Here is a 16,495-nt window from a genome sequence, read left to right on the forward strand (position 1 = left end):
CTCGGGCACCCGGGGGGCCGGCGCCGGAACCGGTTTGCTCGGCGCCTGGGTCAGCGGCGCAGCGATCGGCTTGAGTTCGCCCTGTTCCTCTGCCACGCGCTCGACGTACTGCTCCGGCAGCACCAGGGTGAAGACACTGCCCTGCCCCGGCTCGCTGGCGACCGTGATCGAACCGCCGAGCAGCGCCGCCAGGTCGCGGGAAATGGATAACCCCAGGCCCGTGCCGCCGTAACGGCGGTTGGTGGTGCCGTCGGCCTGGCGGAAGGCCTCGAAGATGCTTTCCTGCTGTTCCGGGGCGATGCCTATCCCTGAGTCGCGCACGGTAAAGGCAATGCCCGCCTCGGGCTGGCGCGACACGGTCAGGCTGACCTGGCCCTTCTCGGTGAACTTCACGGCGTTGGACAGCAGGTTCTTGAGGATTTGCTCGACCCGCTGGCGGTCGGTGAACAGCGTCGAAGGCGTACCGGGCTGCAACTCGACACGGAATTCCAAGCCCTTGTCCGCCGTCAACGGCTGGAACAGCCCGCGCAAACCTTCGACCAGGCGCGCAACGCTGGTGTTTTCCGGGCGCACCTCGAGCTTGCCGGCTTCTACCTTGGAAATGTCGAGAATGTCGTTGATCAGGTTGAGCAGGTCGGTGCCCGCCGAATAAATCGACTCGGCGAACTGCACCTGTTCGGCGCTGAGGTTTTCCTGGGGGTTTTCCGCCAGCAGCTTGGCCAGGATCAGCGAGCTGTTCAGCGGCGTGCGCAGCTCGTGGGACATATTGGCGAGGAATTCCGACTTGTACGTGCTCGACCGCTGCAGCTCCTCGGCACGCTCCTGCAACTGCACCTGGGCCTGGTTCAGCTCGCCGTTCTTGCGGTCCATGGCGTCGCGCTGCTGCGCCAGCGCCTGGGCCTGCTCGGCCAATTGCTCGTTGGTCTGCTCCAGCTCCACCTGCTGGGCCTCCAGGTGCACCTGGGACTCCTTGAGCACCCGCGACTGTTCCTCGAGCTCTTCGTTGGCGGTCTTCAGTTCCTCCTGCTGCACCTGCAGCTCTTCGTTGAGTTGCTGGGTCTCGGCCAGCACTTCCTGCAGGCGCTGGCGGTAACGCGCGGCTTCGATGGCGGTGCCGATATTGCCGGCGATCAGCTCCAGGAACTCGACATCGCGATCGCTGAGGGCACGCAGGAAGCCCAGCTCGATCACCCCGTTGACCCGGTCGTCGTCGCTGGTCGGCACCACCAGCACGCTGCGCGGCACGCCGTCGCCCAGGCCCGAGCTGACCTTGAAGTAATCGGCGGGCACCTCGTCCAGGCGGATCAGCCGATCCTGCTGGGCCGCCTGCCCGACCATGCCTTCGCCAATGAAAATCGACTGTTCGCGCTCTTCCTGCTCGCGGGAGAAGCCATAGGCGGCCACGCGCTTGAGGCCGCCGTGCTCTTCACGCACGTACAGCGCCGCCACGGCACTGCCCAGGTATTGCGCACAGAACTGCAGGATGTTGCGCCCCAGCAGGTTCAGCGTCAGTTGCCCCAGCAACTGCTCGGCCAGTTCGGTCTGGCCACTGCGCAGCCAGGCCTGTTGTGCCAGGCGCTGGGCGCTTTGCTGCTGGGCGGCGAGGTTGGCGCTGTAGCTCTTCGACAGGTTGAGCAGGTCGCGGCGACCGATAAAGGCCAGCAGGCCACTGATGACCACCACGAACAGCAGGTACAAGACCACGCTGAGGACCGTGGTGCGGGTGACGTTCTCGTTGCGATCGACCCGCAGCTGCTGCTCCATCGCCACCGCTTCGTCGTACTCCTTGCGCATCTGGTCGGTCAGTCGCTTGCCCCGGCCGGACTGCACCGAGCGGCGATAATCGCCCTCCTGGCGACGCATCTCGATCATGTTTTTCGCATGCAGGCCCCACTCCTCCTGCAAGGCTTCCAGGCGCTTGAAGCGATCGACCTGCTGCGGATTGTCCGCCACCAGCCCCCGCAACTCACGCAGCTCGCTGAAGATCTGCGGCTTGGCCACTTCGTACGGGTCGAGGAAATGCTCGTCGCCGGTGATCAGGAAGCCGCGCATGCCGGTTTCCAGGTCGACCGTCAGCTTGGCGGCCTGGTTGATGCTGTTGATCACCCGATCGCTGTGCTGGACCCACTGGATCGCCGAGAGCAGATAGCTGATCAGGGACACGAAGACCACCGCGCTGAGCACGCCCACCCCCAGGGGAAGCGCGATGTTGCGGCTTAGCAGCTTGCGAAAACTCTGTTCATCAACCGAAGACGGGGAGATCATCGAAAGGCCTTGGTGAAGTGTCAAAAACCATGGAGTTTGCCCCAAAGGCGGGCAGCGCATCTATTCTTCCGACAAGCCCGGTGGCAATTTTTCATCCTGCACTGCCCGCCCTCGATCAGACAGGTTATTCTGGCACAGCTTGTACAGGATTACTTTTTTGTACAGCTTTGGGAACTTGTCGTTACGCGTTATTTACTGATGCAAGAGACAAGCACTTTTTTCCGCCGCCGTCCTTTTTTTTCATTTCTTTCGAGAGCCTTGCCATGTCCCCCACCGATTCCACCATCCTGGTCGTCGAAGACGACGCCATCGTGCGCATGCTGATTGTCGATGTGCTGCAGGAGCTGGAATTCAAGGTGCTGGAAGCCGCGGGCAGCGAAGAGGCCCTGACCCGGTTGCAGGACAGCGCGCTGCACATCGACCTGATGATGACCGACGTCGGCCTGCCCGGCATGGACGGCAAGGAACTGGCCGCTCGCGCCCGCGCCTTGCGCCCGCAATTGCCGGTGCTGTTTGCCAGCGGCTACGCGGAAAACCTCGAGGTGCCCGCCGGCATGGCGGTGATCGGCAAGCCCTTCTCCATCGACCAGTTGCGCGACAAGGTCCGCGCCATCCTCGGCTGAACCCGCGAAAGCCCACTCCGGGCCGACGAGCACCAGGTCGGCCGCGCCAGCGCCGGCTGTGGTTTAATGGCGCCCCCGCAGACACCCCCGCGTTTTTCAGGAATACCCGCCCATGAGTCCGACCGCCGCCACCAAAGTCCTGGTCATTGGTTACGTCTGGCCCGAACCTCGCTCCTCGGCGGCCAGCGGGCACCTGATGCAGATCCTCCAGGTCTTCCTCGGGCAAGGCTGGGACATCACCTTCAGCAGCCCGGCCAACCCCGGCGAGCACAAGGAAGACCTGAGCGCCCTGGGCATCCGCGAGTGCCCGATCGAGCTGAACAACAGCAGTTTCGACCGTTTCATCGCCGAACTGGCGCCGGATATCGTGCTGTTCGACCAGTTCATGATGGAGGAGCAGTTCGGTTGGCGCGTCGAGCAGCAATGCCCCGGCGCCCTGCGCGTGCTGGAGACCTCCGACCTGCAGAGCCTGCGCCACGCCCGCCATCAACGGCTCAAGGAGCGTCTGAAAGCCTGCGACGACAACGATGACTTCAGCGCCCTGTTCGCCCCCGCCGCCGAGCAGGAGTTCGCCGGCATGGCCGACACCGACCAGGCCCGGCGCGAGATCGCCGCGCTGTACCGCTGCGACCTGAGCCTGATGATCTCCGAGTTCGAGATCGATCTGCTGGTCAGGCAATTCGGCGTGCCGCCGGCCTTGCTGCACTGGTGCCCGCTGATGCCCGAGCAGATGCCGCGCGGCTATGTGCCCTTCGCCGAGCGGGCGCACTTCCTGAGCATCGGCAACTTCCGCCACGCGCCGAACTGGGATGCGGTGCTGTGGATGAAAAACACCGTCTGGCCGCTGATCCGCCAGCAACTGCCGGGAGCGCAGTTGCATATCTATGGCGCCTACACCCCGCCCAAGGCCGCGGCCCTGCACAATCCGGCCCAGGGTTTCCAGGTGATGAACTGGGCCGAGGATGCCTTGCAGGTAATGTCCGCCGCACGGATCTGCCTGGCCCCGCTGCGCTTCGGCGCGGGCATCAAGGGCAAGCTGCTGGATGCCATGCTCTGCGGCACGCCGAGCGTCACCACCCCGGTCGGCGCCGAAGCCATGCACGGCGACGCGCCCTGGCCAGGAGCGGTGGCCGAATCGGCCAGCGCCATCGCCGCGGCGGCGGTGCGCCTGTACCAGGACCAGGCGCTGTGGAGCGCGGCCCAGGAACAGGGTCGCCAACTGTTGCTTGCGCGCTATCGGCAGCAGGTCCACGGCCCGGCCCTGATCGAGCGACTGCAGCACTGCCGGGCGAACCTGGCGCAACTGCGCCGCGACAACTTCACCGGCGGCATGCTGCGCCACCATCACCACAAGAGCACCCAGTACATGGCGCAGTGGATCGAGGCGAAAAACCGCCTGGCCTGAGGCTCCTGTAGCCGCTGCCGCAGGCGTCAAGAGCGCGCCCCTTCGGCAGCGGCTACAGAAACCGAGCCGTGCCTCGATCTGTTAGCCGACACAAACCCTGTAGCCGCTGCCGAGCACCAGCGAGTCTGCGATAGGGCCGCAGGCCCTCAGCGATCTTGGGAACGCCGCGCCCGAGCGCCTACAGGGATCTCCTGGCCAGCACTGGTGCTGGATATCCGAAGGAGGCATGATCTGGCGCAACAACGATAAAAAGCGCAACGCCATGAGCCGATCAGCGAGAGTCACCGACCCTTCCTACGAATTGATGGACGACCACAACGGCCTGTCGATCATCTATCGCCAGCACGGCTTCCCCTGCCCCCTGGTGCGCTGGCACTTCCACAAGGAGTACGAGTTGCACCTGATCGTCGCCAGCTCCGGCAAGGTGTTCATCGGCGACTACATCGGCAACTTCTACCCCGAATCGCTGTTCCTCACCGGCCCCAACCTGCCCCACAACTGGATCAGCCAGGTGGCCGAGGAGGAAGTGGTGCCCAAGCGCGACATGCTGGTGAACTTCACCGACGAGTTGTTCGAAAGCGGCTATCAGGTGTTCGCCGAACTCAAGAGCCTGACGCCGCTGCTGGAGCGCGCGCAGTACGGCATCGAGTTTCGCTGCAAGCGCACCATCGCCCAGGCCATGGACCTGATGCAGCGCATCGCCGACTCCAGCGGCATCACCCGCCTCGGGCACTTTTTCATCCTGCTGGAGCTGCTGGCGGCCTGTGACGACTACCAGCTGCTGTCCGGCGCCACCACGGTGCAACTGGCCGACGAGCACAACGTCGACCGCACCAACCGCGCGGTGGACTACATCTTCGCCCATTACGCCCGCGAACTGCCGCTGGAAGAAGTCGCCGACTACCTGGGCATGAAACCCACCTACTTCTCCCGGGTGTTCAAGCAGGCCACCGGCCGCTGCTTCGTCGAGTTCGTCAACCGCCTGCGCATCAGCAAGTCCTGCGAACTGCTGGCCGACGGCGACAAGCCGGTGACCGACGTGTGCTTTGAGTCCGGCTTCAACAACATCTCCAACTTCAACCGCCGCTTCCAGCAACTCAAGGGCATGACCCCTTCCCACTACCGGCGCCTGGCCGTGCAACGCCTGACCGAACAGAACCTGGCCTGATCCCCCTGTAGCGAGCTTGCTCGCGATCAATCCTGTTGGCCCCGCGGGCCTCTGATTTTCCGCCCAACGCCGTCGCGTACTGCCGGGCATGGGCGCCGCCCCAGCGATTCGGCGTGGGGACCGGCCCGTTGGCCGGCTCGCTGATCCATGCCCTCGAACCGCGCCTGCCCTATCTGATTGCCGCGCTGTTGCTGCTGTGGGTGGCGAGCTGGCCGGCGGCGAAAAGCCCTCGCTGATCCGGGCGCTGATACAGCTGTAGCGCAGGCTGCGTACGTCCCGAAGGGGCGCGGCGATGCCAAGACCGATGAAGGCCCTGCGGGCCTTGTCGCAGCCTCGCGGGCTCGGCAGCGGCTACAGGATCGGGGCCTGGCTTCGTGTAGCCACTGCCGCGGGCTGCGATAAGCCCCGCAGGGGCTTCGCGTTGTGGGTCGTTCGCAACGGATCTCAGAGGATGCGGTAGAGCAGCCGCTCGATCCGCACCCGGCTGACCCGGCGCAGGAACTTGCCGACGGCCGCCGGGTAGTCCACCAGGGTTTCCAGGCGCTGGAAGTGCTCGATGCGCTGGGTGTGGCGGAAGATCGTTTCCAGCTCCTGGCGCCGCGGCTCCAGCAACTCGCCCTTGGGGTCGTCGAGCAGCAAGGCGTTTTCCAGGTCGAGGCGGAAAGCCCGCGGGTTGAGGTTGTTGCCGGTGAGCAAGGTGTAGCGCTGGTCCACCCACATGCCCTTGAGGTGGTAGGTGTTGTCGCCGTCGCGCCACAGGTGCAGGTTCAGGCGGCCGCTGTCGATGGCCTTCTGATGCCGCTTGGCGAAGCGCCGCAGGCTGATTTCATACAGATAAGGCAGCGCGGCGATGACCTTGAACGGCTCGCTCGGCGGAATGTAGAAGTCGTTGGCGGTCTTGTCGCCGACGATGATGTCGATCTTTACCCCGCGCGCCAGGGCGCGGTTGACTTCCCGGGTCACCGCCAGCGGCAGGTTGAAATACGGGGTGCAGATGGTCAGTTGCTGCTGGGCGCTGGCGATCAGTTCGCAGATAACCCGGCTCAACGGGTTGTTCTTGCCCACCCCGAGCAGCGGGCTGACCGACAGCCTGTCCTTGAGCACCCCGCCGGCACTGGTGTCGTAGGCCGCGTGCTTGAGGCGGCTGCGCAGGTCGCCGATGTCGTTGCGCAGGCTGCGGGTGGTCGGCAGGTTCGGCAGGTCCAGGCGATGCACCGCCCGCGACGCCACCAGGCCATGCTGGACCAGGTGCTGCATGGAGTCGGCCAGCTCCCGGTTGTGCAGCAGGTGGTAACGGTCGAAGCGGTATTTGTCGAACTTGTGCAGGTACACATTGTTCAGGCTGGCGCCGCTGTAGATCACGCAATCGTCGATCACGAAACCCTTCAGGTGCAGCACGCCGAACAGCTCGCGGGTCTGCACTGGCACGCCATACACCGGCACCACGCTGGCGTGGGTGCGGGTCATTTCCTGGTACCAGGCCGAGTTGCCCGGCTGCTTGCCGGCGCCGATCAGCCCACGCTGGGCGCGCAGCCAGTCGACCACGACCACCACGTCCAGCTCCGGGCACGCGGCCTTGGCGGCGTGCAAGGCATCGAGAATTTCCTGGCCGGCCTCGTCCTGTTGCAGGTACAGCGCGACGATGTAGATGCGCCGGGTGGCCTGGGCGATCTTCTCCAGCAGGCAACGGCGGAATTCGGCGGCGCCATTGAGGAGGGTCAGGTCATCGGCAGCCAGCGGGAAGCTGCGCAATTTGGGCAGCAGGGAACGTTTGAAAAGCGACGGCATAGGGCTCGCAGAAGGTCGAATCCAAAAGAGCGCAAGAGCTTACACCAAGGTGCCGGCTCGGGTCTTGCGGGTCGCTGTGAAGATTTGTCGCCTGTTCCTCGCCCCCACCGCACAACCGCTCGCGACTGGATGAACGGCAATAATAATCCTGCGCGGGATAAAATAACTTATTGACCAAGGAGAACGATCGTTCTACTGTGCGCCACATGAACGAAATCACTAGCAACGACACACGCGACATCATTCTGGATGTCACCGAAAAGTTGATCTACAAAAGTGGCATCGCCGCCACTGGCATGGATCTCCTGGTGAAGACCGCCGGCGTCTCCAGAAAGAGTATCTACCGTTACTTCAGCACCAAGGACGAGCTGGTGGTGGCCGCCCTGCAACGCCGCGACCTGCGCTGGATGCACTGGTTCACCCACGCAGTGGGCAAGGCCCCGACGCCGGCCGCGCGCCTGCTCAACCTGTTCAGCGTACTGGGCGACTGGTTCGCCTCCGAGGACTTTCGCGGCTGCGCCTTCATCAATACCAGCGGCGAGACCGGCGACCCGCAGGACCCGGTACGGGTGGTGGCCAGGGAACACAAACAGAAACTGCTCGACTACGTGTACGGGCTTTGCCAGGAACACATTGCTGAAAAACACGGCACCGAGGATCCGGAGGAGCAAGCCAGACAGTTGCTGATCCTGATCGACGGCGCCATTACCGTTGCACTTGTGATGGGTGATCGCAGTGCCGCCGATAATGCGCAATGCATGGCGCGAAAGTTATTGGACCTGTAATCGTTTAAAACAAGTTCGACACCCTGCTGAACCTCAACTTTCATTGGAGACTTTAAATGTCATCTAACGCTGAAGTTCGTCCGCCACTTCCCCCTTTCACCCGCGAATCGGCCATTGAAAAGATCCGTCTGGCCGAAGACGGCTGGAACTCCCGCGACCCGCAGCGGGTGTCCCTGGCCTACACCCTGGACACCCAATGGCGTAACCGCGCCGAGTTCGCCCACAACCGCGAAGAAGCCAAGGGCTTTTTGACCCGCAAATGGGCCAAGGAACTGGACTATCGCCTGATCAAGGAGCTCTGGGCCTTTACCGACAACCGCATCGCCGTGCGTTATGCCTACGAGTGGCACGACGACTCGGGCAACTGGTTCCGTTCCTACGGCAACGAGAACTGGGAGTTCGACGAGCACGGCCTGATGTCCAACCGCTACGCCTGCATCAACGACATGCCGATCAAGGAAAGCGAGCGCAAGTTCCACTGGCCGCTGGGCCGGCGCCCGGATGACCATCCGGGGCTGTCCGAACTGGGCCTGTAATCCCCTTGTAGGAGCGAGCTTGCTCGCGATAGCGGTCTGTCGGACAGACCGCGGTGCCGGCATCGCGAGCAAGCTCGCTCAAGTTATCCCTCTCAAGCCGCGGCACCCTGCCGCTTCAGCGCCGCCTTGGCTTCCAGCTCGCGCACCAGGGGCAATACGCGCTTGCCGAAGTACTCCAGCTCTTCCTGGAAGTGCAGGAACCCCGCCAGCACCAGGTCCACGCCCACCGCCTTCAAGGCGACGATGCGCTCGGCGATCTGCTGTGGCGTGCCGATCAGGTTGGTCTTGAACCCGTCGTTGTACTGCACCAGGTCCTCGAAGGTGGACTTGGCCCAGTTGCCCTCGCCTTCCGGCGACGCCTTGCCCGCCTGTTTCGCTGCATCGCCAAAGGCGTTCACCGCCTCCGGGTCGGCCTGGTCGATGATCTCGGCCAGCACCGCGCGCGCTTCTTCCTCGGTGTCGCGGGCAATCACGAAGGCATTGACCCCGACCTTCACCGAATGATGGTTCGCCGCGGCCTTGGCGCGAATGTCGTCGACCTGGGCCTTGATGCCTTCCGGCGTGTTGCCGTTGGTGAAATACCAGTCGGACACCCGCGCCGCCATGTCCCGCGCGGCGCGGGAGCTGCCGCCCTGGAACACTTCCGGCTGGCCTAGCGGCTTGGGCTTGAGGCTGTAGTTGTCGAAGCGATAGAAGTCGCCACGAAAGCTGAAGTTGTCCTGGCTCCAGATGCCCTTGAGGGCGCGGATGAACTCTTCGGAACGCCGATAACGCTCGTCGTGCTCCAGCCAGTGTTCGCCGATGGCCTGGAATTCGCCCTTGAACCAGCCGCTGACGATGTTCACCGCGATCCGACCGTTAGTCAGTTGGTCGATGGTCGCCAACTGCTTGGCCGCCAACGCCGGCTGCCAGGGGCCGGGCAGGATCGCAGCGATCACCTTGAGCTTCTCGGTGGCGGCCAGCAGCGCGTGGCTGAACGCCACGGACTCATGCTGGAACTCGGCGCCGTAGCCGGCGGTGAAGCGGATCTGGGTCAGGGCGTACTCGAACCCGGCGGCCTCGGCCAACTGCGCCAGCTTGCGGTTGTAGTCGATGCCCCAGTGGGTGCGCTGCTCGATCTTGCTGACCACCAGCCCACCGCTGACGTTCGGCACCCAGTAGGCAAATTTCACGGCTTGCTGACTCATTGGCTTGTCCTCGCGACTGAAGTGTCCGGGGAACAGAGCAGCAACCGTGCCAGTCACAAGGCACCAGACCGCCGGCCCCCTGTAGCCGCTGCCGCAGGCTGCGATCGGCTGCGCAGCAGACGCTGTCTTTGCCGACGCAGGAAGGCCCTCCGGGCCTTTTCGCAGCCTGCGGCAGCGGCTACAGGAACCCGTCCTGCCCTTGGGGAACAGGTCGATTTGTTGATGCGCTGTTGGCTGGGCAACAGTTGCCGGCGAGCCTTTCTGTGCCCAGCCCACTGTTTACCGGCACCCGCTTGCCGGCACGAACCCAGCAGTCCGGCCCGCAGAAACCACACGTTCACTGCCGACTCAAGGGCCTGTGCCCATGACCGAACACCGGGTGATCACCCCATTGTCCGTAGGCGCCGACTACCAAGCCCTGGCCGGGCGCCTCCGGCCAATCTTCAGCCGGATCGCCGCCGGCGCGGGAACAATCGCGCAGCCTGCCGTACGAAGCGATCCAGTGGTTCAAGGAAGCCGGTATGACAGATCGGCAACGGGCCGCAGCGCAAGCAGGCTCGAGGGCCATGGCGACAGGGGGATTCTGGCGCTGGCGATCCAGCTCCCCTCGCCTCTGCAACCAAGGTAGGGGAGCTGTCGCGGGCGTGAAAGGTTATGGGTAAGATACCGATCCTTCGCGCAGCTCTTCTGCGCCCCGCCGAAATAAGTCGATCCCATGCCTTTCGAACTCAGCGTAGATTTGACCACCCTCGCCATTCTTGCCCTCGTTGCCTTCATTGCCGGCTTTATCGATGCCATCGCCGGCGGTGGCGGCCTGCTCACCACGCCGGCGCTGCTCACTGCCGGCCTGCCGCCGCACCTGGTGCTGGGCACCAACAAACTGAGTTCGACCTTTGGCTCGGCCACCGCCAGCTTCACCTTCTACCGGCGCAAGCTGTTCCACCCGCGGCAATGGACCCACGCCATAGTCGGCACCCTGGTGGGCGCGCTGACCGGCGCGGTGGTAGCCCATTACCTGCCGGCCGAATGGCTGAACAAGATGCTGCCAGTGATCGTCTTCGCCTGTGGCCTGTACCTGCTGTTCGGTGGCACGCCGAAAGCGCCGCTGGACAGCGAAGCGCCGATCAAGAAAAAGTGGCAATCGACCCAGGGCTTCGGCCTCGGTTTCTACGACGGCGTGGCCGGCCCCGGCACAGGCGCCTTCTGGACCGTCAGCAGCCTGCTGCTCTACCCCATCGACCTGGTCAAGGCCAGCGGCGTGGCGCGCAGCATGAACTTCGTCAGCAACGCGGCGGCGCTGGCGATCTTCATTTTCTCGGGCCAGGTGGATTGGGCCATCGGCCTGAGCATGGGCCTGTCGTTGATGGTCGGCGCCTTCTTCGGTGCCCGCACCGCCATCAGCGGCGGCGCGAAATTCATTCGCCCGGTGTTCATCACCGTGGTCCTGGGCCTGACCGTGCGCCTGGCCTGGCAGCACTGGTTCAGCGCCATCTGAGCCGCTGAAACGACAGCGGGCGAACCTGATGGCTTCGCCCGCCCCCACGTTCCCGCCGCCTTTCAGCAAGGGCTCAACCCGGCAATACAGGCTCCGCCAACCCCAGGCGCCGGGCCACATACAGGTCGATCAGGTAGCGGGCAATCGAGCGCGACGCCGGCAGCGGCGGCAGCGCATGCACGTTGAACCACTGCGCATCCTCGATCTCGTCTTCCTGCGGCACGATCTCGCCGCCGGCGTACTCGGCATGAAAACCCAGCATCATCGAATGCGGGAACGGCCAGCACTGGCTGCCGATGTACTGGATATTCTTGACCTCGATCCGCACCTCTTCGCGCACCTCGCGCACCAGGCAGTCCTCGGCCGACTCGCCCGGCTCGGCGAACCCGGCCAGGGTGCTGTAGACCCCTGGGACGAAACGCGGCGACCGCGCCAGCAGCACCTCGTCGCCACGGGTGATCAGCACGATCATGCTTGGCGAAATCCGCGGGTAGCTGCGCAGGTCGCAGGGCTCGCAGTACATCGCCCGCTCGCGCAGCACCTGGGTCATGGGCTGGCCACAATTGCCGCAGAAGCGGTGCTCGCGGGCCCAGGTGCCGATCTGCGCGGCATAGCCCAGGACCTTGTACAGGGTGTGGTCGCCGTCGAGCATGAACGCCCGCAAGCCTTTCCAGTTGCACCCCGGCACCTCGGAAACGCTCTTGAGCTCCAGCAGGTAGACCGGCTCGCCATCCAGGTGGCCGATGCCGTGCTCGGCGAGGATCGGCAGGTCCTGGCGCTTGAGCCATTCGCGGGGGAACAGCGCGCCGTTGTCGTCGAACAGAAAGCCCTGCGGGCCGCGGGCCACGGCCCAGCCGCCGGGAAGGTCGATATCCAGTACTGCGGTGGTCCAGCGTGAAGTCATGTTCAATCAGTCCAGAAATTCAGGTTTCTGTTTGCTCATATGGGCGGCCATGGCCACGCGCAGGTCGGTGGATTGCAGCATGGCGGCGTTCCAGGTAGCGATGTATTCCAGGCCGTCGTCGATGCGATGGTCGCGCATGTAGCTGATCATTTCCTTGGTACCGCTGACGGCGATCGGCGACTTGCCGGCGATTTCCCGGGCAATGCCCATCACGCCGTCGAGCAGGCTTTCGCCGTCGGCGTAGGTGCGATTGACCAGGCCGATGCTGCGCGCTTCCTCGGCACCGAAGGTGCGCCCAGTGTAAGCCAGTTCGCGCAGCATGCCGTCACCGATGATACGCGGCAAACGTTGCAAAGTGCCGACATCGGCGGCCATGCCGATGTCGATTTCCTTGATCGAGAATTGCGCGTCCGCGGCGGCGTAACGCATGTCGCAGGCGGCGATCAGGTCGATGGCGCCGCCCAGGCAGTAACCCTGGATCGCCGCCAGCACCGGCTTGCGGCAGTTGTCGACGGCATTGAAGGACGCCTGCAACTGCAGGATCTTGCGCCGCAGCAGACGCGCGTTGCGCCCGACGTCCTTGCCCAGCTCGTTGGCCACGCCGGCCAGCATCATCAGGTCGATGCCGGAGGAAAAGTGCTTGCCGGCGCCGCTCAGGACCACCACGCGCACCGCGTCGGTGTCGTCGATCCAGCGGAAGATCTCGACGATCTCGCTCCAGAACGCGGCGTTCATCGAGTTGATCTTCTCCGGACGGTTGATCTGCACATGGGCGATGTTGTCAGCAAGTTCGACGCGAAAGGCTTGATATTCGGACATGGCAGCATTCCTTACCGGGCAGAAAAATGAGGCCCGAACTATAGCAAGGGCCTGTGCCACTCAGTAAGGCAGCGCATCGGCCAAAACCGGGACTGGCCACCCGACAGCCCCTTCCTTGGAGCGAGCTTGCTCGCGATAGCGCGTAGCGCTCGCCTTGAAAATCACCGGTTCTATCCATGAGTACGCGTGGGTTGGGATTTGAGCGCTTTGCGCTCATCGCGAGCAAGCTCGCTCCTACAGGGGGATCACGGGATTTTTTCGGCACAGAACGCTGCCGTTTCGTAAGGCACGCTGACCACGCATTTGTCCCGCAACTCCGGCTCCGCGGCGATCAAGGCGGCGATCTGCCGATCGACCTGCGTCCGCTCTGCATCCGGCAAGGCGGCGATAAAGCTGGTGGAGCGCACCCGGTCGAAAATCACGTTCTCCGGCGCGCCGCTGTGGCTGTTGCTGAAATGCTGTTCCTGCAAGGGTGTGAACCGCGGGTGGGGAAAGGCCCGTCGCCAGGCCCCGGTGTAATAGCGCGGCGTGTCGCCTTGCAGGGCGTTGACGATCCGGTCCAGGCGCTGCACCCACGGCACCCGCGCATCGCGCAGGTTCCACACCAGGCCCAGCCTGCCGCCCGGCTTGAGCACCCGGGCGATTTCGCTCAACGCCTCATGGCTGGCGAACCAGTGGAAGGCCTGGGCGCAGACCACGGCGTCCACCGACTCGTCGGCCAGCGGAATAGCGGTGGCGGTGCCGCTCAGGGTTTCGGCCCGGGGATGGCTGGCGGCGAGCCTGGCGAGCATCTGCGGTACCGGCTCCACGGCAATTACCCGCGCCCCGGTGGCTAATAGACGCCCGGTGAACTTGCCGGTGCCGGCGCCGAGATCGACCACCACCTGGCCGGCCCGCAGGCCCAGGCGGGTGCGCAGCCACTGGTCCAGCGCCGGCGGGTAATCCGGGCGGCCACGCACGTAGGTATCGGCCGCGCCCTTGTAGCCGTCGGCGGCAGCGTGATGGATCGAAGGTTGCGGGTCTTTCATCGGTCGACTCCAGGTCGTTGGCCAGTACTGCCCAGCCCAGTGCTGCCCAGCATAGCTCCGTCGAGGAGACTGACGGCATGAAAAATCGTTCGGTTTGGGCGGCATGGCCAGGGCGATGGACCTTTAATGGGGGAACCGCTATCCGAATGGAGACTGCGCGATGAACATCCCTCCCCTCGTCTTCGGCGCCCCGCTGCTGCTCGCTGGCAGCCTGCTGACGACCTTGCTGGCGGCCGCCCCCAACTGCCCGGACGGCCAGGGCTGGGACAGCAAGAACCAGCGCTGCGTCAACCAGCGCACCACCCGACTGCCGGACGCCGGCCGCAGCGACTACGCCAATGGCCTGGCCCAGCAGGGCCGCGACGAAGCGGCCATTGTTACTGGCAACCAGGCCTGACGTCAGGCAGCGCCCACGCCCTGACCGGCGGAGCGGTACCATGGACCGGGCGCGCTATGCTCTCGGAGAATGGACTGATCGCTCAACCTCAGGGAGCTTGCACATGCCTACTACCAAAACCACCAGCAGCCGTCGCTCACGCAAGGCCCTGCTGGTCATCGACGTACAGAACGACTTCATTCCCGGCGGCGCGCTGGCCGTGCCGGAGGGCGACCAGATCGTGCCCTTGATCAATCGCCTGGGCGGCCACTTCAAGCAGGTGGTGATCGCCCAGGACTGGCACCCGGCCGGGCATATCTCGTTCGCCTCCAGCCACGACGGCCACGCGCCGAACGACATCATCCAATTGCCCTATGGCCCGCAAGTGCTCTGGCCGGACCATTGCGTGCAGGCCAGCCGTGGCGCCGAACTGCACCCGAAACTCAACCTGCCCCACGCCCAGCTGATCCTGCGCAAGGGCTGCAATCCGGATATCGACAGTTACTCGGCCTTCGTCGAGGCGGACCGCAGCACCACGACCGGCCTGGCCGGCTACCTGAGCCAGCGCGGCATCGACACGGTGTACCTGGTGGGGCTGGCCCTGGACTATTGCGTGGCCTGGTCGGCGCTGGATGCACGGGCGGCGGGCTTCAATACCTTCGTGATCGTCGACGCCTGCCGGGCCATCGACCTGGACGGCTCGCTGGACAAGGCCACCCGGCAGATGCGCGCGGCGGGCGTGAACCTGATCAAGGCCGGCGAGCTGCAGCCGACCGCGCTGTGCTGACGCAGCCTCTGCTACCCGGCATGGCTCAGGCCGGCGTCGGCAGCCACAGGCGAAAACGCGCACCGCCCAGCGGCGAGGCCTCGACGGTCAGGGTCCCGCCCTGGGCCTCCAGGGCCCGGCGGCTGATCGCCAGGCCGAGGCCGAAGCCGCCGGTGGCACGATCGCGGCTGCGGTCCAGGCGGTAGAAAGGCTCGAACACCCGCTCGCGCTCGTCGTCGGGAATGCCGATGCCATCGTCGTCGACCCAGACTTCACAGCCGCTGTCGCTGACCCGCACCCCGACCTTGATGCGCTTTTCGCAATAACGCGTGGCGTTGCGCAGCAGGTTCTGGATCGCCCGGGCGGTCAGCCGCGGATCGAGGGTGAAACGCTCCAGGCTGCCGAGCAGCAATACATCGATGACGATGTCCGGGGATTCCAGCTCGTCGTCGACGCTGCCAAGGATGCTGTCGATGAACTCGTCCAGCGACACCTCGACCTGCTCCGGCAACTGCGCCGGGATCTGCAAACGGCTGTAGGACAGCAGCTCGAGCACCAGCTCGTCCAGTTCGCGAATATGTGCCACCAACCCTTGCAGGCGTTCGCGGCTGGTCGCCGGCAGGTCGTCGGAAAGCGCCAGGGCCAGGCCGAAGTCGAGTCGGGTCAAGGGCGTGCGCAGCTCGTGGGACACCGCGTTGAGCAGGTCGCGTTGCTGGTTCAGCAGGTTTTCGATGTCGCCGGCCATGGTGTCGAAGACATTGGCCAGGCTGCCGATATTGGAGCTTGCGGGGATCTGCGTGCGCTCGCTCAGATGGCCCTTGCCGAAGCGCTCGGCCGCGTGTTTCAGGCGCTCCAGGTCGCGCCAGTGCGGCCGCAGCCAGAGCAACAGGCAGGCGAGCATGGTCGCGCCGATCAGCACGTTGATGCTCCAGTACAGCAGGCTGACGTCGATCGGGTCCGGCGGGACCACCATCTGCACCACCATCTGCTCGTCCAGCGGCGACACCGCGAGGGTGCGCCAGCCCCAGTCGCCGACCCGCACCACGTTCTCGCCGCGTTGCAGGCGTTCGCGCTCGTACAGGGTGAAATCGGCATCGTCGTTACGGGTCAGGACGATGTGCAGCGGCTGGAATTCCTGGTCCATCTTCGCGGCCAGGGCCGGCCACTGCTGCGCCGGCACGCCGCGAAACTGTTTAACGATCAGGGTCTGCAAGCCCCGGGAGTAATCCAGGTTGTAGGTGACGAAACGTTCGTGGAAGACCTTCACCACCAGCTCCGGTACCAGGTAGATCGCCGCGCTGAACGAGACGATGGTCACCAGGTACAGGCGAATCAGGATTCTCAGCATCG

Annotated in this window: 14 protein-coding genes and 3 pseudogenes; 10 read left to right on the plus strand and 7 right to left on the minus strand. The window is 64.7% G+C overall.

The window, feature by feature from the left end; translation table 11 throughout:
- Positions 1-89: 89 nt before the first annotated feature.
- Positions 90-2,265, minus strand: a pseudogene (locus IF690_RS29315) (CHASE3 domain-containing protein); the annotation flags it as partial.
- A gap of 263 nt (positions 2,266-2,528) precedes the next feature.
- Here IF690_RS29315 and IF690_RS16570 point away from each other — a divergent pair.
- The 4 genes and pseudogenes from IF690_RS16570 to IF690_RS16585 all read left to right on the plus strand — a co-directional run.
- A complete protein-coding gene (locus IF690_RS16570) occupies positions 2,529-2,888 on the plus strand; it encodes a response regulator (RefSeq protein ID WP_202696527.1) in 360 nt (119 codons plus the stop codon).
- 112 nt (positions 2,889-3,000) lie between these two features.
- Positions 3,001-4,293: a glycosyltransferase gene (locus IF690_RS16575; RefSeq protein WP_202696528.1), complete on the plus strand. Its 1,293-nt coding sequence runs from the start codon at positions 3,001-3,003 to the stop codon at positions 4,291-4,293.
- Positions 4,294-4,555: 262 nt separating this feature from the next.
- Positions 4,556-5,461, plus strand: a complete 906-nt coding sequence (locus IF690_RS16580) for an AraC family transcriptional regulator (protein ID WP_202696529.1) — start codon at positions 4,556-4,558, stop codon at positions 5,459-5,461.
- A 101-nt stretch (positions 5,462-5,562) separates the two neighbouring features.
- Positions 5,563-5,697 (plus strand): annotated as a pseudogene (locus tag IF690_RS16585) (MFS transporter); the annotation flags it as partial.
- Between the two features lie 208 nt (positions 5,698-5,905).
- Here the strand turns inward: IF690_RS16585 and pssA are convergent.
- Positions 5,906-7,249 carry a CDP-diacylglycerol--serine O-phosphatidyltransferase gene (pssA, locus tag IF690_RS16590; protein ID WP_202696530.1) on the minus strand — a complete coding sequence of 448 codons (1,344 nt, stop codon included), beginning with the start codon at positions 7,247-7,249 and terminating at the stop codon, positions 5,906-5,908.
- Between the two features lie 206 nt (positions 7,250-7,455).
- On the opposite strand from pssA, the gene IF690_RS16595 reads away from it, so the two are divergent.
- A complete protein-coding gene (locus IF690_RS16595; RefSeq protein WP_202696531.1) occupies positions 7,456-8,034 on the plus strand; it encodes a TetR/AcrR family transcriptional regulator in 579 nt (192 codons plus the stop codon).
- Between the two features lie 56 nt (positions 8,035-8,090).
- Positions 8,091-8,570, plus strand: a complete 480-nt coding sequence (locus IF690_RS16600) for a nuclear transport factor 2 family protein (RefSeq protein ID WP_009049276.1) — start codon at positions 8,091-8,093, stop codon at positions 8,568-8,570.
- Positions 8,571-8,662: 92 nt separating this feature from the next.
- Here the strand turns inward: IF690_RS16600 and sfnG are convergent, their stop codons facing one another.
- Positions 8,663-9,757: a dimethylsulfone monooxygenase SfnG gene (gene sfnG, locus IF690_RS16605; RefSeq protein WP_202696532.1), complete on the minus strand. Its 1,095-nt coding sequence runs from the start codon at positions 9,755-9,757 to the stop codon at positions 8,663-8,665.
- Between the two features lie 364 nt (positions 9,758-10,121).
- Here sfnG and IF690_RS29030 point away from each other — a divergent pair.
- Both IF690_RS29030 and IF690_RS16610 read left to right on the plus strand, forming a co-directional pair.
- Positions 10,122-10,278, plus strand: a pseudogene (locus IF690_RS29030) (acyl-CoA dehydrogenase family protein); the annotation flags it as partial.
- A 194-nt stretch (positions 10,279-10,472) separates the two neighbouring features.
- Positions 10,473-11,252: a TSUP family transporter gene (locus IF690_RS16610; protein ID WP_202696533.1), complete on the plus strand. Its 780-nt coding sequence runs from the start codon at positions 10,473-10,475 to the stop codon at positions 11,250-11,252.
- A gap of 73 nt (positions 11,253-11,325) precedes the next feature.
- Here the strand turns inward: IF690_RS16610 and nudC are convergent, their stop codons facing one another.
- From nudC to IF690_RS16625, 3 genes are all read right to left on the minus strand, one after another.
- Complete coding sequence (nudC, locus tag IF690_RS16615) at positions 11,326-12,156, minus strand: NAD(+) diphosphatase (RefSeq protein WP_202696534.1); 831 nt, start codon at positions 12,154-12,156, stop codon at positions 11,326-11,328.
- Positions 12,157-12,162: 6 nt separating this feature from the next.
- The gene (locus IF690_RS16620; RefSeq protein ID WP_202696535.1) at positions 12,163-12,975 is read right to left on the minus strand and encodes a crotonase/enoyl-CoA hydratase family protein; all 813 of its coding nucleotides are present in this window, start codon (positions 12,973-12,975) and stop codon (positions 12,163-12,165) included.
- A 245-nt stretch (positions 12,976-13,220) separates the two neighbouring features.
- Positions 13,221-14,003 (minus strand): class I SAM-dependent methyltransferase, encoded by a 783-nt coding sequence (locus tag IF690_RS16625; RefSeq protein WP_202696536.1) that lies wholly within the window; start codon positions 14,001-14,003, stop codon positions 13,221-13,223.
- 160 nt (positions 14,004-14,163) lie between these two features.
- Between IF690_RS16625 and IF690_RS16630 the strand changes: the two genes are divergently transcribed.
- Both IF690_RS16630 and pncA read left to right on the plus strand, forming a co-directional pair.
- Complete coding sequence (locus IF690_RS16630; RefSeq protein WP_202696537.1) at positions 14,164-14,400, plus strand: hypothetical protein; 237 nt, start codon at positions 14,164-14,166, stop codon at positions 14,398-14,400.
- Positions 14,401-14,503: 103 nt separating this feature from the next.
- Positions 14,504-15,166: a bifunctional nicotinamidase/pyrazinamidase gene (gene pncA, locus IF690_RS16635; RefSeq protein ID WP_202696538.1), complete on the plus strand. Its 663-nt coding sequence runs from the start codon at positions 14,504-14,506 to the stop codon at positions 15,164-15,166.
- Positions 15,167-15,191: 25 nt separating this feature from the next.
- On the opposite strand, the gene IF690_RS16640 is transcribed toward pncA, so the two are convergent.
- Entirely contained in the window at positions 15,192-16,493 is a 1,302-nt protein-coding gene (locus IF690_RS16640; RefSeq protein WP_202696539.1) for an ATP-binding protein, read from the minus strand.
- Between the last annotated feature and the right edge of the window lie 2 nt (positions 16,494-16,495).

This window comes from Pseudomonas sp. SK3(2021) (assembly GCF_016772375.1).
GTDB classification, from domain to species: domain Bacteria; phylum Pseudomonadota; class Gammaproteobacteria; order Pseudomonadales; family Pseudomonadaceae; genus Aquipseudomonas; species Aquipseudomonas chlororaphis_I.